Source organism: Bradyrhizobium sp. sGM-13, from assembly GCF_018398875.1.
Classification (GTDB): Bacteria; Pseudomonadota; Alphaproteobacteria; order Rhizobiales; family Xanthobacteraceae; genus Bradyrhizobium.
The window spans coordinates 17,204-34,100 of the sequence record NZ_JAGWDK010000043.1; the positions used below are offsets into that span (position 1 = coordinate 17,204).

Here is a 16,897-nt window from a genome sequence, read left to right on the forward strand (position 1 = left end):
GATAAATCAATCAGCGCTTCTCCCAACTGATTTCAATACGCTGCCGTCCTCCATTCGGAATGATCTTTCGTCTCGCCCATTACGATAGAGAGGTAAATCTCCCGCAGTTTGCTTGTTAGCGGGCCCAGTTTGCCATCACCGATAGAGATCCGGTCAACGGAGGTCACGGGAGTTATTTCAGCGCCGGTACCGCAATAAAACACCTCATCCGCAAGAAGCAGTTCAGTGCGGTCCACATCGCGTTCAATAGTCCTCAGTTGCAGATATTCCTCTGCTATCTCAATCACCGTCCGTCGTGTGATCGACTCCAATATGTCATTCGTTCCACTCGGGGTCACGAGCTGTCCATGTCGGACGAGGAAAACGCACATCGCCGGCGCTTCAGCAAGCTTTCCTCTCGAATTGAGGAGGAATGCGACATCATATCCGTCGAGCTGGGCTTGCATTACCGCTAGTCGGGAGTTGTGGTAGTTAGCGTTGCACTTGATCCGTGCCGGCATGACGTTGTCGGATATTCGCATCCAGGAGCTGATTTGCGCGGATGCACCTCTGCTGACCTGTTTCGTCGTCGCACGAGGGAGGGCAGTAATAGCGGTTCCAACGGGTCCGGTTGCACTCATCTCTCCCAAACCGTCGACGAAAGCCATCATCCGAATGTGAACGGTGGTGCGGAATTGGTTTGCGTGACAAAGAGAGATAAGAGCTTGCGTCAATTCCCTGCTGGATGGGCCCTCATCGAACCGCATCGCCTTCTGCGAGAAGGCGTACCTATCTAGATGCTCCTTAAGGCGGAACAAGAAAAGTTGCTCTTCATGTCCATTCCAATAACCGCGTATTCCCTCAAAGATGCCAATGCCGTACTTTGCCACAGGCGAAAATACATGAATCTTGGCGTCATTCCAGGGTAATAGCTCTCCGTTCAAATACGCGAAGTCTGCCGCAGACATTTTGGGATCTCCTTTCCCTGAGTAATCTCGCCAAGTTACATCCGCGACTGGAGTAAACCGGCAATTCTGGAGAGTCCCTCTCGTAAGTCTGAGCGTGTTGCGGGCGCGATCAAGGAGAGGCGAATGTTACTTTTGATCTCAGTTCCTGGAACTGCGAAAACGTTAGGATGACGAAGGGTGACGCCTGCCTCGGCTGCCGCATCGACAAAATTTTCGATTGTCCATACATGCGGCAAATCTAGCCATATATGCAAGGAAGAGCCGTTTGTGTGCATACACCCAAATGGCCCAAGAATGTCTTGGGAAATCTCCTGCCGGAAGCCTATTTCAGCCGAGATGCTTCTAGCGATCTCGTCCGCGGCACCCGTTTCAATCAAATTCGTAATGAGTGCCGCCGATAGTCCAGGGACAAACCATGCCGAGACACTTGGAATGGAGGCTAAAAGTTGCGCAAGCGTTTCTGCATTTGGAGCAACGAGATATGCGGCTCTAAGGCCGAGACCAATACATTTCGACACTGTCATCATATACCAGGTGAGCTCAGGAGCTATCGTCGCAATAGGAGCTGGCGCATACTTAGTGATAAACCCATGGACGTCGTCCTCAACGATAGCCACGCCATACCTGCGCGCCACCTCGGCGATGCTTTGGCGGCGTTCGGCGGACATGATGGACGTCGTCGGATTGTGACCCGTTGGGTTGGTGTAAACAGCGGCAACCTTGTGTGACCTGCAGATCTCCTCCAGCGCATCTGCCCGCATGCCGTCGCCATCTATATCGACCGGCAACACCGACACGCCTGCCAGCATCGCAAGCTGCCCGATCGCGGCATATGTTAGCTTCTCCGCCGCGATTACGGACCCCTTAGGCACTAGGCGAGAGAACAAAATCATTAGAATGTTTTGAGTGCCGCCCGTCAGAAGCAGGCGTGACGAGTCAGGCGCAGTACCGAGCCGCCTGCCGAGCCATTGAGCTGCAACTGCTTTGTCGTGTGTGGTTCCATGAAAGCGATGTCGCTGAACTATGTCTGACAATTCCGGAAGAGTCGCGATTTTTCCAAGTCCCTCGATAATGTACTCACGAAAACCGGGCACTTCCGGAGCCATTGTCCTCGTCATATCGATTGGCGATTTTGTTTCGGCGAGCGGCCTTGTATTGCTTGATACCGTCGGCATATTGTATCCCTTTCAGGTGCGTTTGCTGGCCTTCAGACAACGCACCATTTTCGAAGTAAAGTCCGCCGCATTTGGCCGACGTCGTGTGCGGCTTGAGTATTGAAGACGACCAAGAACACACAGCGACGCAGTTATTAGCGCTGGACATCTCGACCTGAATTCCTCATGCAGATGATTTTGTGGAGACCAGTTGGCGGAATGTCGAACTCCGGCCCAAAGCATTCAAAGCCAGATTTTAGATAAGTCGTGAGAGCCGTACATCGCGCATAGGCCCACAAGAGCTCGCATTCAGTCCCACTGAGGTGCAACCTTAGTGCTTGCAATAATGCGGTGCCAATCCCCCGACACCTATACTGCGGACATACTGCAAAACCTCGCAAACGCCAACCGATGACAGCGTTATCGGCCGAAAACGCTTCCGGACCGCTCGAGACAACGCCTACAATTTCATCTGCGATCACAGCGCCGAAGTGAACTGTGCGGGGATGGTTGTCGACTTCGGTTATAGTGGCCTCTGGCCCCTGGTTCGGACGCAACACTTCATGGCGCACTTTCACTACGTCCCTCAGTGTAACCCGCTCAATCATCGTCGCACCCATGGCGGCCCCTCCTGATGTTGGTACGCGGTATACACCTCAGCTCGAAAACCCGAGTATTGGGGCTTTCATTGCTCCTGCATCGTACCGAAGCTAGACGGCGCATCGGTCAGTGCGACACAACAATGATCAAAGCAGAATCTACACATGATGGAAATTATCCCCCGCCCAACTTGACTGCTGTAGCCACCGTTTGCCACTCAGAATAGAGAGCGTAAACGGATGCCGCGATGATCACGCCGACGCCAGTTAATGTTGGGCACTGAGGGGGTCTGTCGAATACTAGAAAGTTTATCAAGACCGCGAATCCACGCTGAAGATGGTCTGACGATGTGGCTCTGACCGGCATTCTCGGCTGACCACCGTCGGGACACGTTCGTCACCCAGAAATCAGGCGGCCTGAAAAGTCCACGCCCGGGTAAGCCAAGTTGTCTCGATAGAGTCTTGCTTTGGGATCATACGGGCTATTTCACTGACGACGTGTTGCCACATTTCGGCTGAGACTTGGCTCGGAATGTCGTGGCCTGCGTTCCAGCTTGCGAGGAGTCGTTCGGACGAAAACACCTGTTTGTGACTAGCTTCCATGTACATGTATTCGTTGAATTGACCGTTGGTGTCCACGTTTTCCATAAGCGCGGCAACTGAGCTTCCTGTCCGCTTCAGATTTCCGGCCATGCGCTTGACCTTCTCTTCGATAGAACGCTGTAGGGCGTCTCTCTTGAAGTGTCGGACGTTCCAAATGATGGTTAGGAATCCGCCCGGTACGAGAATTCGGCTTGTCTCTTTGAACATTGCTGCAGGTTGAACGAACTGATACGCGTTTCCGAGTAGTACCCAGTTGGCTGACCTGGGCGGCAAATTGGCCTCTTCGGCCGTTCCTTCGATCCATTCGAATCGTGTGTCATCAGGAGCCAATGAACGCGCAACCGCTCGCATTTCCTTGTTTGGCTCGACGGCAAATCCGTGGATATCCTTGTCAATGAAAGATCTTAGTAAATTCCCAGTCCCCGCGCCGAGCTCAACAATCCGTACGGCGTCGAACTGAGCGCGTACCGTTCTTAGAAGAGATGAAAGCACAACGTGCGAATAGGGCGGGTTCTGACCATAAGCAGCTGCGTTGAGGGAGAAATCTCCCCAACAAACTGCTGACTGAATCGCAACTTCGTTCATAGCAAGTCCTCCTCCGTAGGATACGGTCTCAGTTGAAAGGCACGGCCTGGCTAACCAGAATGGCGGATGAAACTGCGCTGAACGCGGTGATGACCAAATACATCGCGCGCCCAGGGGCTGGCACCTTTATTGAGCTCACGTGCAGCCAGGTGAGCAAGAAGAACGAAATCATGATCGCCGGATTGAAGACCTCCGCAGGAAACCACCGCCTTGTCATAAAAAATATAGCGAGAAGCGGCACGTCGTAGGAAAGTGGCACGCCGGTAAAGTATCCGCCGGTTAGGCCGGAGCGACTAAAGTAGCTAAGCCGCAATGCACCAGCGCAAATCATGAAGATACCGAGCGAAGTGGCTACCAGCCCTCCTTCTCCGAGCGCCATGATCACGACAGCTGGAAGCACCGCCCCATAGATCACGTCGCCGAGGCCATCGAGACTTTTCCCGATTTCAGCCACGTCTGAACCCCGGTTCGGAGTTCTCTTCGCAACGATCCCGTCTAGCTGGTCTGCCAACATCGACCACAGGCCAATCGCTACAGCCAGTTCTAGTCGCCCAGCAAGCACCGCATGCAGCGCCAGTCCCGAAAACAGAATTCCGAGGCTTGTGATGGCGTTGGCTGGGTCGAGCAGATATCGAAGCATCCGATCCTCGTGGCTATTCCGCTGCTGCGATGACCTACGTCAGTACTTGCCGGTTCGCGAAGATGCGCTCTGCGATGCGCAGATCTTCGGTGCTATCGATTTCATACCATCTGAGACCATCGCATCGCATCGCTGCGAGCTGTAGGCCACGTCTTTCGATCAGATAGGCGAGGAGCTCCTCTGTGTAGGCCTGCGCAGCTCCGGACCCGATGATATCGTCCAGCGCTGGAACGATCGTTGCTCTGAGCGTCGCTCCCGAGAATCGTAGCAGATTCAATGTCTTGAATAGTCTTGGACCATCCGCGACAAGGTTTGCTGCGGTTTGCTTCATGCGGAAACCTGAGATCAAACCGCTATCCGACAACAGAACTGCCGACCCTTCCATCGATTCATTGAAGGGAGCTACTGCAGCCACATCGGTCGCCCCTCCGATCATCAGGTAGCGCAACACATCCCCCTCGAAAAAAACATCGCCCTCGAGAAGAAAGCAGTCTCCGGAAAGAAGCGCGTCGCGCGCCAGCCACAGGGAATAGGCGCTGCCGGTACGGTCGAAGACGGTCGACTCGACATACTTGATTTCGAGCTCGCCAAAGCGGCTCCCGCAGGCATATTGAATCGCGTCCTTCCGGTAACCGACGACGATCGTCACCTCTTCCACTCCGACGGCTTGCAGATTGCGCAGAGCGTTGTGAAGGATCGGAGTGCCGTTGACTTTGACCAGTGGCTTCGGGCGCAGGTTGGTTAGCGGACGCAGGCGGGAGCCCAAGCCGGCCGCGAGAATGACGGCTTTCTTGGGAGCATTGATGGTCATTTCATTCCCTTCCATCGTCGCGGGATTTCCCGCCCCGTCATCCCCCGGACGGTGAGGGGGTCGATCGCCTCAGGCCGTCGCTTATGCTCGCTACGGTGGCGTGAAGGCTTCCGGTGTCCTTTTAAATGCGACCCACGGTGCAAGGGCACAGATCATGGTCCTCGTCGGTCGTTCTCCGAAAGAGAAATGAGTTCGTGGCTGTTCTTCGGTGTCTGGTCATCGGGATAGGTGAACAGAGCGAGCCAAGAGACGGCAGGACTGGATAGTTCGGCCGCGTAAAGTCTGTTATGCCCTTTGACGACATTTCCAATAGCAGTGAGGCAAAAATGCCTCGTTCGAGATTGCAGTGGAGCGTGACGATAGGGCAGGCGGTCGCATCGCAGCAGTCCTTCGAGAATGAGTAGTGTGGATGACAAGCTATTGCCGTGGGTCAGGGGGATGGAGATATCGCGCTTCCGCACGGGCGAGTTCGTCGTACCTCAACAAATCGAAGACCTCATCGAGTGTTGCGATATCTGGCTCAATGCCGGCAATGCCTTCCTCAGCGATAATGCGGCCGCAGACGTGCCGCATTGCCGCTATTGCAGCTCGCATGGAGTGGTTGGCCCAGATCACTGTGGAGATGCTGGCATCCCGATATTTAGAGACCGGTGTTCGATAGTATTTCGTTGGAACGATTATGACAGGAAGGCAGTTCTGCCAGGCACTCGCGAACGAGAGGACCTCGTCCGCGGTGCTCTTGCGCGAGTGAATGAGGATCGCGTCGGCGCCCGCGGCGGCGTAAGCGCTAGCGCGTAAAATTGCCTCGTCCATTCCATGGCCGGCGATCAGCGCTTCGATCCGTGCCACGAGGACCAAGTCGTCCGCGACTGTATCTTTCACTGCCCGCAGACGGCCGGAGAATTCATCGATATCGGCTAGGGGATGCCGATCACCAACAAACGAATTCATTTTCGGAAAGCAGCTGTCCTCCAGCGCAACCCCGGCAGCGCCACGCTGACGGAGTTTGCGCGCCAGAAGGCGCGCATTGTTGAAATTCCCGAAGCCGCCATCGCCGTCAACGAGCACGGGGAGCGCGGTCGAATCTACTATGCGCTCGACCACATCGACGATTTGGCTCCATGATGCTTCGTTGACATCGCGGTAGCCGAGAGAGCAGGCAATTGACAGGCCCGACGCCCACAGACCTTTGAAGCCTGCGCGCTTGGCGATCGCGCCAGAGAGCCCATCATGAGCTTCCATGAGGAAGGAGAGCTCGCGGTTGGAGCAGATCTCAGCGCGGAGCATTTCTGCAAGTGAGGAGTCAGCGCATCGATCAGGGCTGTTGGAAGGAAAAGATTGTGATTGATCTTGCATGCCACTCCTTGCAGGTGCGTTCGACCGGCCGGATGTTCAAGGCGTGCTTCGCCCAGTTCTTGATCGGGGTAAGCCGCTCGGGCAATCCCGCAGCCCAACCGATAGGTGGCATGCTTCTTTCATCTCGATCAGTTACTAGCGTTGGTAGTTGACTGAGTCGCAGCGTGTTGCAAGTCGCAATAGGATGCCGCGGGTGTCGAGGCTAAGTCCTAACAATCATAAGATCTTCGATCGTTGGTGGCGGAAATGCAAAGCGCACTCTTTCGATAAATGGGCAAACCTCATCAGCTCGGCACTTCTTGCTCTGCTCGACGTCGAGCCCGATCCGACATCTCGTCCTGATCCTGGCGATGCGAGGCGTTGTCCAAGGCGAATGGGGGTATGGGTTTTGTCCTCGCGAACGCTGCGGCCGCTCACTTGTGTGTTACGCGCCCCGCTCTCACCGCAGATGGGGGGAGAACGTATCCCGTCTTACGCTGCGCTCTTCTCGATCTACATCAACTAATGTCGCAACTGCTGCAAAAGGCGATGTCGCATTTCCGACCATGTCGCAATTGCGTCGATCGCCTATCGTGCCCAATCGATCGCAAATTCTCTCAAGCATTTGTCTCCACGCCTGATTCTCGTGAGCGCTGCAACTGGTACGAGCCTTGCTGTTCTCATTCCAGGTTCTCGGAACTTGTGGAGTACCGCATGCACGGTATCGTCTGCATCAAGCAGGTTTCCAACTTCGCTCAGATCCGCGTGCGCCCGGTGGCCAACAACTCCATGCGCCCACCGGGAGGCCGAGCATTATCACATCTACGATCTGTTCTCGCTGCGAGCAGTGCCGGAGCTAAGCGACGAGTGCGGCGGCGAGGTAACCGTGCTCATCGATGGCCGCCGAGCCCTACAGAAGGCACTGACCTTCGGCGCCGACCACATCGTGCGGTCATGATCGCGTATTCGCCAGGACGGCACACTGGCGAGCAGCTATGCGTTGGCGACCGCATCCGCAACAGGGAGCGAGTATGGCCCGGCTGATTTCATCTTCACTGGCAAGCAGACGATCGACGGCGACACCGCTAAGGTCGACCCCGGCATTGCCAAGCGGCCCGCCCTGCTGTAGCGGTCACACCGGCAAGATCATGCGGCCAAAGCTCTTTATCGCGGCCGGCCTTTCCGGCGGGATCATGCATCGGGTCGGCTTCAAGGGCGCCGCCCTGATCGTCGCCATTAGCATCGAGAAGAACGCGCCGACCTTCGAATTCGCCCATATTGGTAGTGACGCGAACCGGCTGCTGCCAGCGCCGACGGCCGCCTTCGTGCGCGTCTGCGGCCGCATTCGTGCGTCCAGATCGCGAGCTAGAGGAGGCTGTCACGATCGAGGTAAGGTTCGACGCCATCGTGGTCGGCGCCGGGATAGCCGGCATGCCTCCGCGTTACCTATGGCCAAATTCGACATGAAGGCGTTGCGGCCCAAGCGCGGCGAACATTCGCCCGCGCCCTGTGCCGCTGCACGATCCGGAAAAGTGGCCACCGGTTTTCGAAGGAGATCATGCATAAACAAGAGAGACTGAAGCCTTGCGCTCTAATTGTGGATACCAACTGCGGAGACTGAAACATGAATGTCGAGCCCTCAGTGTGCCTCGAAGAGAAGCTGTTCTACAACCGCGATCACATCGATCTCGGTCGTTCCCATATCGGGGTGCGCGCGCACAATGCCGTTGCCGCAGCTTCTTTCGCTCGTGAAAGCCGGTCCCGCGCTTTGCTTCGAGCCGAAAGCCAAGTGCGACGTGGAGATCGCCCTCGACGGCTTCATCGAATGCGATACCCACCGCTTCGTTGGCGAGCCCTCTGGCGACATAACGTGGAGCTACCAGTACCACGGTTATGGTGTGCTGTTCGAGCTTAAGTGAGAGAGGCGCTCCATCCCCGCTGCTTGATTGGCGTGCCCACGGTTTCGATTGATCTGTCCCTTCTGGGCGCCTGCTGGGAGAGGTCAACGAATTCGGGAATAGCATTTGCCGCAGCGCGCAAGTGTTCAGGCTGGATGAAGAGCGGAGCAAGGGCTTCGCTGAGCGGAATAAAACTAGACTCCGCTTAAAACACTCAATCGAACGGCGCAATAGCGGCCTCTTGGCTGCCCTCGTGAGTCGCCACATGGACTTATTCAGCTTCATCGAATGCGCGAAGCAAACGCGCTCTATTAAAGCGCTGTTCGATCTTCTTGTGAGCTGTGCGAGCGAGGAGGGCTTCAGTGAAGTCGCCTATGGAGCACTCACCTTCGCGGAACCGCCTCGTCTACCGGAGTATCTACCGCCCTCGGTGACCGTGAACTTCCCGCCTGACTGGTGCCACCGTTATTTTGAACGTAACTACCGTGTCATCGACCCGGTGGTCCGGCGGACACCAATGCTTCCGGGGCCGTTTCTCTGGGACGAACTCGCCAAGCAATATCAACTGCAATCCGGCGAGCAGCGCGTACTGGACGAGGGCAGAGAGGCAGGTCTGAAGCACGGTATGAGCGTGCCATTGTTTGGGGCATTTGGCCGAGTATCTGTGGTATCCTTTGCATCTCCGTTCGACGACGCCGATCCTCAGTATCGTATGAGTCACCTCAACACACTGGCCTGGCAGTTTCATATCGCGTTTGCGGAGATCGCGCGGCCCTCGAATAGCAGCTGCGACAGGAAACTTACCCTGTCTAAGCGCGAAAAAGACTGCCTGCGCTGGGTGGCAGAGGGAAAATCGTCTTGGGAGATTGGGAAGATCCTGAAGGTCAGCCATAATACAGTCAATTTTCATATTAAGAACGTGATGCGCAAGTTGGGTACGACGAACCGCACCCAGGCCATCGTAAAAGCGGTTCGCCTCAATCTCATTGAATTCTCGGCGGCGCCAGCGCTGGCAACTGGTAACTGACCTGAGCGTGTGGCGTCCGCTCGCAGGATTCTCATGGCATGACGATCTAATCTCGTTGGGAATAGCAGCGAGTTGGATGCTGCATCGGTATAATCACAAAAGGCCTGCGCCGGTCGCCCACGAATCGGCCGCCGCTAGTGGTTCATCATAGTGATTTTGACGTTTTGATACCGAGCCATTCGAGGATGGGCAAGTTTTCCGGTGGCAAGAGAATCTCGATGCTTCTGGGGACGCCGGGTTGACGTCGGATGAAGCCGTTCCGTTCGAGGGTGACGATCATCTGGTGGACAGTCGGCGGGCTGACGCGGAAATGGCGCTGGATGTCGGCTTCGGCGGGCGGCTGTCCGAACATGTACGAATAGGTATGGATGAAAGCGAGGTAGTGCCCCTGCTTCTCGGTGAACGCGCGCCTGATTTTTGACTCATCGTTGGATTCGTCCCGGCCTCCGACAAGGAGGCAAAGCATGAATGTACGTTATCGGGTCGAATTGAGCCAAGCCGAGCGCGATGAACTGACGGCGATGCTCGGCGGCGGCAAGCACGCCGCCCGCAAGCTCAAGCGGGCGCAGATTTTGCTGGCGGCCGATAGGGGCCGCGGCGACGAGGAGACTGCCCGGACCGTGAGTGTCAGCCTCTCCACCGTCGGCCGGACCAAGCGCCGCTTCGTGGAAGGCAATCTGGAGCGGGCCTTGAGCGAGGAGTCGCGTCCGGGCGCGGAACGCAAGCTGACGGGCAAGGAAGACGTCGAGCACAAGCGGTACCATACTCTTAGCAATCTGATCGTGTGTGCGGGCTGAAAGCCGATCCGGCGCTTCCAAACGTGAGATGCGTAAGCTGAACAGTGCGTTGCGGACCGCAGAATGGAAGTAGGTCTGGGGTCGAATGTCCGCGGAAGTACGTTCCGCGGCAGATGAATAGCTCGAAAAAAGCCCCGGCCCGAGGGCCGGGGCTTTCGATCCGCCGTTTGAACGCGAAGAGATCAGTATTTGAGAACCGGCGGGCTAAACTTGTAATTGAGCCGCAGGGTCAGGAGATCGAAATCCTGACGGATGCGATCGGTCGCGACCACACCAGCGGCCGTGGTGAAGCTCACGTTGGCGTCCGGCATGAACAGGTGGTCGTACTCGACGCCGACCGACCAGTTCGGCGCAAAGCCGACTTCCACACCCGCGCCGACCGCGGCGCCCAAACGCGTATTGTCGGTGCTCGCCAGCTGCGCGCCGGTCAGGGTTGAGGTGACCTGATGGGTGTTGCTCGTCACCGCAGCACCGCCCTTGGCGTAAAGCAGAACGTTGTTGGAGGTGTAGCCGATCAGGCCGGTGATCAGGCCGAACGCGTCGGTCGTGCTGCGGTTAGTATTGAGGGGGAAGATGGTGCTGACATTGGAGCCGCTGAAATCAGCCCAGTTGCCCTGACCTTCGATACCAAACACCGCCTGGCCCATCTGCTGGCGATAGCCGATCTGGCCACCCACGGTGCTACCAGTTGCATCGCTGAAGCCCCAACCGCCGTTGATACCGATGTACAAACCGCTCCAGTCGTAGATCGCGGCCGCGACCTGCGGCGGTGGCGGCGCCATATAGACGGGCTGCGCAGCGAGATCCGCGCCGAATGCGGGTGCGGCCGCGCTAAGCGCGACGATGCTGCAAGTCACAAGCAACAAGTTCTTCATTTCCAGTTTCTTTCCTTTAGATGGCCCCCGGGCCGCGCGCGTCTTAGCAACGTCATCGGGAATTGCTGTAACGACAGCGCAACACTCACTCGAAAGAAAGAGCTTGAAACTCACGCTGCGTCAGGTTGTAGGCTTGGAAATCATGACCAAATGTGCACAGCCCAAGGCGTTGATCGCGTATGGGAGAGATGCGCGTCAATGCCAACATTGGAGTGAAGGGTGTTCGAATCGAAGCTCGCTGATAAAGGGGCGCGCGTGGGCGAGAGCAGCGACGAACTGTATCGGATCGTCTGGCTGAGTGTTGTTCCCCAGAAGGGCGCATCCCCTCGGAGCCTCGCTTGATTAAACAGCAGAGGCAACGCCGACCATCGATTTCATTCACGCACGCCTATGGGCCCTGAAGCAGGTGTCACTTACGACTGCGCCGAAGCGACCGCTGGACCAGTTACATCTCGCTGATTTGATCAATCGTGCGGTCATGGTGTGATCGACGCGGGAACCGAGCACCAAGCGGGCCTTGCGATGGATGCGCGGAACCTCATTCATCCCGGTAGAGCACTGCGCTCGGGCGAAGCATGTAGTAAAGCTACAGCATTAGCTGCACTGGCTTCGGTCTATCGCCTCATTGAACAGTTGAAAAAGCTGGTACCGTAAATCAACTCTCGCCTTGAGTTCATGCGACAAGCCGAACCGTCTCTTTTGATTGATTTCCCGCCTAAAGCTTATCGATCCACTCCTGGATCTCAGTCTTTATTTCTTCGAAACTGGGTGGGTCATCATAGTAGAGAGCGCGACTGCGGTCATAGGCGTTCGCATACAGGGCCGTCGTTTCGGCGTCGCTCAGAAGAAAAGCTTCGTTCCCAGCGATGTTCTGGTTGTCGCCCTAACGAAATCGCTTTTGTTTGTGCTGCTTGTATCCTTCCGTGCCGATGAATTCCTGAACCTCCGGACGTTGGAGCTGTTCGTATACATCATAGTAGTGCCGCATGAACCCGACCGGATCGCCGACATCGGATTGCTGATTGCGAAACTTGGTCGAGATCGTCTGCAGCTTTTCTACGAATGTGTAGCTAGGATCATAGCAAGGCACCGCCTTGGCGGTTATCGATGATGTCGACGTTGCTGGCGACGGTCCGGTCATAAAGCCAGGAACTGATATCCTCGGGTGTGTTTGGCGCGACCTTGTCAAAGCCGGCCTCGAGCAGGACGCCGTCCCTCAGCCTTTCCCGGTTCAGCGATGCTCGTGTAAATCAGACGGATTCCTGCGTTCCGATAATCGGGCACATCATCAAACGCGGTATCGCGCTCCACCTTCGTGATGCCGTCGATCTTGATCATTTGGGCCAGCCAGTCGAAGAAGTCCTTTCTGGATCGGATATGCGGCGGCTTGTTGTGGTTCTTGCCGGTCTTCACATCCCGGTCGGAGGTTCGATGAGAATATCGATGTCCTCCGAAAACCGATTGATGATCTGATGTCCTTTCGAAAGGGAAGTTCCACCCTTCAGCTGGAATGTGAAGCCGAGCTGGTGCAGCCCGTAGAGGCAATGCATGATCCAGTAGTCCTTTTCGACGAGCGGTGGATCAATGCCCTTTACTTTCGCCACAATCCGGATCAGGTCAGCAAACTGAGGATGATTGTGGAGGAAATCACGCGGCATGCAATTCGCTCGCCCTTAGCGCACGCTCGAAGAATTTCTTTGTTCGCTCGTTCCCATACTCGCGGACGGCGCGACGCAAGCGCCGCCGGTCGGACGACGCGGCGCGTTGCACTACCCGCTTGAGAACCTCGTCCTTGGCTTCCGCGAGCTGATCAACGTTGTTGACGAAGTCAATAAGGAGAAATTCCTTTGTAAGCGACTTTGGAAAGCGCGGCTTCACGCGAAACGCAAACTTGCGGCTGCCTAGCTGAAAGTCCCCGTGGCGCTTGTGGTTGTAGACGACGGTCTTGTCATAAAGCTGCGTCGTGCCCACTCCCAGACTGTTGTAGGCATTCGGCGAAGCCAGGAGAAATGTATCGTCCTTGAGAAAAGCGCTAACGACTTCTTTGTCAGCAGCGGGAGCCGGCCCAAACACCGTTTCCTTCGGATAGGCGTAGAGCCCGCCCGAAAGCTTCTTGAGGGTACCGCTCTCAACCAGCTGCTTGAGATGCCGATCGACAGAGGTCGACCAGCGCGCCAGATCCGCGCGCCGATAGGCTTGGCCGGGCTTCAGTGCCTTTTGAGGGTATCGAGCTTCGTCATGGTCTGGAGTATAAGTCAAAACTGACTATTTCGAAAGTTTTCTCATTGAAAATCCATGCAATGTATGGTCATAGAAGATGCCTAAAGCGATCGGATCCGAAGCAAGGGCGCAACGCATTCGTGAGATGAGGTCGTCCATTTCGTATCTGGTTGACGGATCCTGTGTCTCGTCCTCGAACATCTGGTCGGTTTCGTCTTCCCTCAGAGGTTCGCGACGATCTTCCTGGCGCCACTGGCTCGCGATGCTGCGCATCACCTGTGAAAGGAATGCTGGAAGCGGGACTTCGCTGGGCCACAGCCGCCGCCCCGACAAGATGCGGTCGAGCGCCTCGTAGAGGAGATCATCCGTATCATGGTAGCGTAGGCCGGCTGCCCAGGCGCGGGCTAACAACGACAGGCGCACGAGGTCGGGCCCGCGCAAGCGGCCGATGATGCGGCGAACCTCGCCGAGGGAAAGATGCGTCGCCTCATAGTCCATTGATTGCCGACCAGGCCTCCAATGCGTGTTGCGCTGCAGGTGGCCTTTCCGGGAAGGCCTTGCGAAAATTTTTCGGAACGTTACCGACGGCGATCGATCGACGCGAGTCTCGCCGGGGACCAAAAGAGGCTTGGTGATCGATGCACAACGCCTTCTGATAATCTAAGTCTATGTTATTACTTGGATAATTATAACTGTCTTGAAATGTCATCTGACAATCATTACACTTATTACAGATGCGCGGAGGTATGGGCCATGACTGACGTGGTCACCAAGCTCAAGATCGATGATCGTGATCGGGAAGAGGCAAAGAAGGGCGCGGGCCTGCTTGGCGGGGTTGCAGCGCCTGGCGGCCTGTTCTTCACAGATCCCTCCGGGAAGCCGATCCTGACAGAGATGCCTGCATCGCTCTTGCGAGCGGTGCACGATTTTCTCGACGCCATCTCGCAGCCGGGCGAAACCTTGGTCTTCAAGGCGGAGCATGAGGTTTCCCCAGAGACGGCAGCCGAGATGTTGGGCATCTCTCGTCCCGTCGTGTACAAGCGCATGGATGCGGGGAAACTGCCGTTCCGGCAGGTAGGCACCCATAGACGAATCCGTGTCGCAGATGTCGCGCGCCTGAAGCAGCATGAGGAGCAGCGCCGGAAGGCTGCGGCTGAAATAGCTGCCGATACCGAGGATCTCGAGGCGAACTATGCCGAGACCGGTAACCGGGCTCCTTGATGCAAACGTTCTATACTCGAACGCACTTCGCAATCTCCTGCTTCAGCTTGCGTTGAATGACGCGTTCGAGGCCCGGTGGACGGATCGCATCGAAGATGAGTGGCTCCGCAATCTCGAGGATCGGACGAGAGATCGGGTTTCGCAGCGAACCCTGCCGCTCATTCGCAAGCACTTTCCGGATGCGATCATTTGCGATTTCGACGCCGACCAAGCTATCAGAAGTACGGATCCCAAAGGCCGCCACGTAGCCGGTGCAGCCGTCGCGGTGCAAGCCTGTGCACTGATCACAAACAACCTCAATGATTTCGATGCAAGCGAGCTCGCAAAGCTCGGCGTCCGAGTGTTGTCGCCGGACGATTTTCTCGTTGAGCTATTCGACGAAGCACCGGGCTTTATCGAAGCCGCAACACGAGAGGCGGCGGCCAACCTTACGAAGAGCTTGCCTTCCTGGGACGAATATATTGCCGACCTCGAGCTCAGAGCGGGGTTGACAAAATTCGCCGCGCGATGGCGTTCGTTCGACCACCAGACAAGTGGTTCCGATCTTGCGGCAACAAAGGAGCCCGAGTGAGAGGATCGCTCAGGTTTTGAGGAGCGTCTGCAGGTTTGCGCGAATAATGTCGGACACGGCGTCGGCAGCTATTTTTCTGACATCGGCGATAGATGCGACCGTTAGTCGGATGTCTGCCGGCTCCGCCGGCCTGCCTTCCATTTGAGTGAAGGGACCGTCCGTTTCGGTGAGAATGCGATCCAAGGGCATTTCGGTGACGAGGATCCGACCCCGGTCCGAGCGTGTCATCTCGGCATTGACAGAAAAATAGCATCCCAAGGCGGCCGCGCGCTGCATATCGCGCTTGACCGCTGAAAAACTTCCGACGTTGGCGAAGGAGGTTAGGCTAGCCAGCAGAGCCGGCGCGGGGCCGGGAATGGGATCGGGTAGCGGCAGCGGAGTCTTGGAGAGGTCTTCGGATTTGAAGGAAACGCCGAGCGCCCGATAGTCGAAATAATCTTTGCGGCTTTTGCTGACCTCGACCGGCTTCAGCTGGCCGTTTTCCAACGTGACGTCATAGAAGTGCCACGGATTGTCGTCGAACCAGTCCTGGGGCGGGAAATGGCCCCAATTCTTACCTGGCATGCACGACCATTCCGCCCACAAACGATCGATATTGGAGTGATGCACGTAGAAGATTGGGTCGAAGCCGGCCGTCGGCGGAAAGGCCATCCCGCCGGCCACCGGCTCCTGCGGGATCGGATTTGCAGGGTCTGCGGGGTTCGGAAGCGGTGGTCTCGGGATCACGACGCCCACCAGACGATGGATGGGATCCTGAGGAAAGCTTTCCAGCCGTCCGCGAGTGCTTGAGTCCTCGTCCACTGTTCCGCCAGCCAATCCTTCTCGCTCAGTCTGTCCGAAGAATACTACGGAGTCGCGCGCCGGCGCCCAGTCGACCGCTTCAGGCGTGAGTTGGGAATACGGCAGATTGTTTCCGGACCAGTGCTCCCAATCGGTAAAATAGAGATTCCGCTGCGCATGATAGAGCGGATTCGAGTCGTCTCCGTCGAGCGGCTGGTCCAGCCTTCTCGTTCCGAACTCGCGCGGAAATCGATAGTTCTCGGGCCGAAAGTAGTCCCAGTAGGGAAGCGAGAAGCGTGGCTCCCCGGTATGGGCTCGAAGGATTCGTTCGAAATAGTCGGTGTAAGCTCTACGGCGACAAGCGCGGCGACGAGATGCCCGATTGGGTGGCCGACAAGCAGAAGCGGCTTGAGAAGATCCGCGAGGCCAAGGCCGCGCTGGAGGCCGAAGCCAAGGCCGCAGCCGAGGCGGAGCGCAAGGCGCGGGCCGAAGCCGAGGAGCGCCGCATCGCCGAAGGGGGCAAAAAGAACGGCAAGACGTCCGCGCCGCCGAACACGGAGCCCGACGGCAAGGCGCAACGCAATTTCACCGACCCGGAAAGCCGCATCCTGAAGACCAAGGACGGTTACATCCAGGGCTACAACGCCCAGGCCGCGGTCGATGGTGCCCATCAGATCATCGTGGCGCAGACGCTGACCAGTTCCTCGAGCGATCAGGCGCAACTGGCGCCGTTGCTCGACGGGATCAGGGCCAATCTGGGGACCAATCCCGACGAAGTGTCGGCCGACGCCGGCTACTGCTCCGACGCCAATCTTCGCACGATCAAACGGCGGC

The 16,897-nt window shown here is 56.8% G+C and carries 20 protein-coding genes and 3 pseudogenes; 8 read left to right on the forward strand and 15 right to left on the reverse strand.

The genetic code is table 11. From position 1 onward, the window contains the following. Positions 1 to 32: 32 nt before the first annotated feature. The 7 genes from KJQ96_RS33995 to aepX all read right to left on the reverse strand — a co-directional run bounded on the left by KJQ96_RS33995 (position 33) and on the right by aepX (position 6,626). Complete coding sequence (locus tag KJQ96_RS33995; protein ID WP_213290623.1) at positions 33 to 947, reverse strand: branched-chain amino acid transaminase; 915 nt, start codon at positions 945 to 947, stop codon at positions 33 to 35. Between the two features lie 35 nt (positions 948 to 982). Further along, positions 983 to 2,122, reverse strand: coding sequence for a PLP-dependent aminotransferase family protein (locus KJQ96_RS34000; RefSeq protein WP_213290624.1), 1,140 nt, complete (start codon positions 2,120 to 2,122; stop codon positions 983 to 985). A gap of 134 nt (positions 2,123 to 2,256) precedes the next feature. Next, the gene (locus KJQ96_RS42275) at positions 2,257 to 2,721 is read right to left on the reverse strand and encodes a GNAT family N-acetyltransferase (protein ID WP_213290625.1); all 465 of its coding nucleotides are present in this window, start codon (positions 2,719 to 2,721) and stop codon (positions 2,257 to 2,259) included. A 387-nt stretch (positions 2,722 to 3,108) separates the two neighbouring features. Beyond that, positions 3,109 to 3,888, reverse strand: a complete 780-nt coding sequence (locus KJQ96_RS34010) for a class I SAM-dependent methyltransferase (RefSeq protein WP_213290626.1) — start codon at positions 3,886 to 3,888, stop codon at positions 3,109 to 3,111. A 28-nt stretch (positions 3,889 to 3,916) separates the two neighbouring features. Continuing rightward, the gene (locus tag KJQ96_RS34015; RefSeq protein ID WP_213290627.1) at positions 3,917 to 4,528 is read right to left on the reverse strand and encodes a CDP-alcohol phosphatidyltransferase family protein; all 612 of its coding nucleotides are present in this window, start codon (positions 4,526 to 4,528) and stop codon (positions 3,917 to 3,919) included. Positions 4,529 to 4,562: 34 nt separating this feature from the next. After that, positions 4,563 to 5,339 carry a phosphocholine cytidylyltransferase family protein gene (locus KJQ96_RS34020; protein ID WP_213290628.1) on the reverse strand — a complete coding sequence of 259 codons (777 nt, stop codon included), beginning with the start codon at positions 5,337 to 5,339 and terminating at the stop codon, positions 4,563 to 4,565. Positions 5,340 to 5,756: 417 nt separating this feature from the next. Continuing rightward, the gene (aepX, locus tag KJQ96_RS34025; RefSeq protein ID WP_213290635.1) at positions 5,757 to 6,626 is read right to left on the reverse strand and encodes a phosphoenolpyruvate mutase; all 870 of its coding nucleotides are present in this window, start codon (positions 6,624 to 6,626) and stop codon (positions 5,757 to 5,759) included. 762 nt (positions 6,627 to 7,388) lie between these two features. Here aepX and KJQ96_RS42280 point away from each other — a divergent pair. The 4 genes and pseudogenes from KJQ96_RS42280 to KJQ96_RS34040 all read left to right on the forward strand — a co-directional run. Continuing rightward, positions 7,389 to 7,788 (forward strand): annotated as a pseudogene (locus KJQ96_RS42280) (nitrogen fixation protein FixA); the annotation flags it as partial. Between the two features lie 16 nt (positions 7,789 to 7,804). Further along, positions 7,805 to 8,043 (forward strand): annotated as a pseudogene (locus KJQ96_RS40705) (electron transfer flavoprotein subunit alpha); the annotation flags it as partial. A gap of 352 nt (positions 8,044 to 8,395) precedes the next feature. Beyond that, positions 8,396 to 8,593: a hypothetical protein gene (locus KJQ96_RS34035; RefSeq protein WP_375293233.1), complete on the forward strand. Its 198-nt coding sequence runs from the start codon at positions 8,396 to 8,398 to the stop codon at positions 8,591 to 8,593. 244 nt (positions 8,594 to 8,837) lie between these two features. Further along, on the forward strand, positions 8,838 to 9,599 hold the full coding sequence (locus tag KJQ96_RS34040) for an autoinducer binding domain-containing protein (protein ID WP_213290629.1): 762 nt from the start codon (positions 8,838 to 8,840) through the stop codon (positions 9,597 to 9,599). Positions 9,600 to 9,744: 145 nt separating this feature from the next. Here the strand turns inward: KJQ96_RS34040 and KJQ96_RS41850 are convergent, their stop codons facing one another. Then, positions 9,745 to 10,065 carry a MarR family transcriptional regulator gene (locus KJQ96_RS41850; RefSeq protein WP_213290630.1) on the reverse strand — a complete coding sequence of 107 codons (321 nt, stop codon included), beginning with the start codon at positions 10,063 to 10,065 and terminating at the stop codon, positions 9,745 to 9,747. Here KJQ96_RS41850 and KJQ96_RS34050 point away from each other — a divergent pair. After that, positions 10,064 to 10,342: pseudogene (locus KJQ96_RS34050) on the forward strand (helix-turn-helix domain-containing protein); the annotation flags it as partial. The gene KJQ96_RS41850 and the pseudogene KJQ96_RS34050 overlap by 2 nt on opposite strands. A gap of 236 nt (positions 10,343 to 10,578) precedes the next feature. Here the strand turns inward: KJQ96_RS34050 and KJQ96_RS34055 are convergent. The 6 genes from KJQ96_RS34055 to KJQ96_RS34070 all read right to left on the reverse strand — a co-directional run bounded on the left by KJQ96_RS34055 (position 10,579) and on the right by KJQ96_RS34070 (position 13,989). After that, positions 10,579 to 11,271: an outer membrane protein gene (locus KJQ96_RS34055; RefSeq protein WP_057903015.1), complete on the reverse strand. Its 693-nt coding sequence runs from the start codon at positions 11,269 to 11,271 to the stop codon at positions 10,579 to 10,581. An 883-nt stretch (positions 11,272 to 12,154) separates the two neighbouring features. Beyond that, positions 12,155 to 12,412 carry a nucleotidyl transferase AbiEii/AbiGii toxin family protein gene (locus KJQ96_RS40715; RefSeq protein WP_249734843.1) on the reverse strand — a complete coding sequence of 86 codons (258 nt, stop codon included), beginning with the start codon at positions 12,410 to 12,412 and terminating at the stop codon, positions 12,155 to 12,157. A 44-nt stretch (positions 12,413 to 12,456) separates the two neighbouring features. Continuing rightward, a complete protein-coding gene (locus KJQ96_RS40720; RefSeq protein WP_249734844.1) occupies positions 12,457 to 12,684 on the reverse strand; it encodes a hypothetical protein in 228 nt (75 codons plus the stop codon). After that, entirely contained in the window at positions 12,681 to 12,929 is a 249-nt protein-coding gene (locus KJQ96_RS40725; RefSeq protein WP_249734846.1) for a nucleotidyl transferase AbiEii/AbiGii toxin family protein, read from the reverse strand. The genes KJQ96_RS40720 and KJQ96_RS40725 overlap by 4 nt, the downstream gene beginning before the upstream one ends. Beyond that, a complete protein-coding gene (locus tag KJQ96_RS34065; RefSeq protein ID WP_249734848.1) occupies positions 12,919 to 13,530 on the reverse strand; it encodes a hypothetical protein in 612 nt (203 codons plus the stop codon). Before KJQ96_RS34065 ends, KJQ96_RS40725 begins: the two co-directional genes overlap by 11 nt. Positions 13,531 to 13,536: 6 nt before the next feature. Further along, positions 13,537 to 13,989, reverse strand: coding sequence for a hypothetical protein (locus KJQ96_RS34070; RefSeq protein ID WP_213290631.1), 453 nt, complete (start codon positions 13,987 to 13,989; stop codon positions 13,537 to 13,539). Positions 13,990 to 14,244: 255 nt separating this feature from the next. Between KJQ96_RS34070 and KJQ96_RS34075 the strand changes: the two genes are divergently transcribed. Beyond that, complete coding sequence (locus KJQ96_RS34075; protein ID WP_213290632.1) at positions 14,245 to 14,712, forward strand: helix-turn-helix domain-containing protein; 468 nt, start codon at positions 14,245 to 14,247, stop codon at positions 14,710 to 14,712. 52 nt (positions 14,713 to 14,764) lie between these two features. Next, entirely contained in the window at positions 14,765 to 15,283 is a 519-nt protein-coding gene (locus KJQ96_RS34080; RefSeq protein ID WP_249734849.1) for a PIN domain-containing protein, read from the forward strand. 9 nt (positions 15,284 to 15,292) lie between these two features. Here KJQ96_RS34080 and KJQ96_RS40730 read toward each other — a convergent pair whose 3' ends face one another. Beyond that, complete coding sequence (locus KJQ96_RS40730; RefSeq protein ID WP_309142507.1) at positions 15,293 to 16,387, reverse strand: TatD family hydrolase; 1,095 nt, start codon at positions 16,385 to 16,387, stop codon at positions 15,293 to 15,295. A gap of 353 nt (positions 16,388 to 16,740) precedes the next feature. Between KJQ96_RS40730 and KJQ96_RS42285 the strand changes: the two genes are divergently transcribed. Beyond that, on the forward strand, positions 16,741 to 16,897 hold a 157-nt coding region (locus tag KJQ96_RS42285; RefSeq protein ID WP_375293234.1), incomplete at its 3' end, for a transposase.

Excerpts from the sequence above, each read along its gene's own strand:
- KJQ96_RS33995 (WP_213290623.1), bottom strand. The coding sequence starts at position 947 with ATGTCTGCGGCAGACTTCGCGTATTTGAACGGAGAGCTATTACCCTGG.
- KJQ96_RS34000 (WP_213290624.1), bottom strand. The coding sequence starts at position 2,122 with ATGCCGACGGTATCAAGCAATACAAGGCCGCTCGCCGAAACAAAATCG.
- KJQ96_RS42275 (WP_213290625.1), bottom strand. The coding sequence starts at position 2,721 with ATGGGTGCGACGATGATTGAGCGGGTTACACTGAGGGACGTAGTGAAA.
- KJQ96_RS34010 (WP_213290626.1), bottom strand. The coding sequence starts at position 3,888 with ATGAACGAAGTTGCGATTCAGTCAGCAGTTTGTTGGGGAGATTTCTCC.
- KJQ96_RS34015 (WP_213290627.1), bottom strand. The coding sequence starts at position 4,528 with ATGCTTCGATATCTGCTCGACCCAGCCAACGCCATCACAAGCCTCGGA.
- KJQ96_RS34020 (WP_213290628.1), bottom strand. The coding sequence starts at position 5,339 with ATGACCATCAATGCTCCCAAGAAAGCCGTCATTCTCGCGGCCGGCTTG.
- aepX (WP_213290635.1), bottom strand. The coding sequence starts at position 6,626 with ATGCTCCGCGCTGAGATCTGCTCCAACCGCGAGCTCTCCTTCCTCATG.
- KJQ96_RS34035 (WP_375293233.1), top strand. The coding sequence starts at position 8,396 with ATGCCGTTGCCGCAGCTTCTTTCGCTCGTGAAAGCCGGTCCCGCGCTT.
- KJQ96_RS34040 (WP_213290629.1), top strand. The coding sequence starts at position 8,838 with ATGGACTTATTCAGCTTCATCGAATGCGCGAAGCAAACGCGCTCTATT.
- KJQ96_RS41850 (WP_213290630.1), bottom strand. The coding sequence starts at position 10,065 with ATGCTTTGCCTCCTTGTCGGAGGCCGGGACGAATCCAACGATGAGTCA.
- KJQ96_RS34055 (WP_057903015.1), bottom strand. The coding sequence starts at position 11,271 with ATGAAGAACTTGTTGCTTGTGACTTGCAGCATCGTCGCGCTTAGCGCG.
- KJQ96_RS40715 (WP_249734843.1), bottom strand. The coding sequence starts at position 12,412 with ATGACCGGACCGTCGCCAGCAACGTCGACATCATCGATAACCGCCAAG.
- KJQ96_RS40725 (WP_249734846.1), bottom strand. The coding sequence starts at position 12,929 with ATGCCGCGTGATTTCCTCCACAATCATCCTCAGTTTGCTGACCTGATC.
- KJQ96_RS34070 (WP_213290631.1), bottom strand. The coding sequence starts at position 13,989 with ATGGACTATGAGGCGACGCATCTTTCCCTCGGCGAGGTTCGCCGCATC.
- KJQ96_RS34075 (WP_213290632.1), top strand. The coding sequence starts at position 14,245 with ATGACTGACGTGGTCACCAAGCTCAAGATCGATGATCGTGATCGGGAA.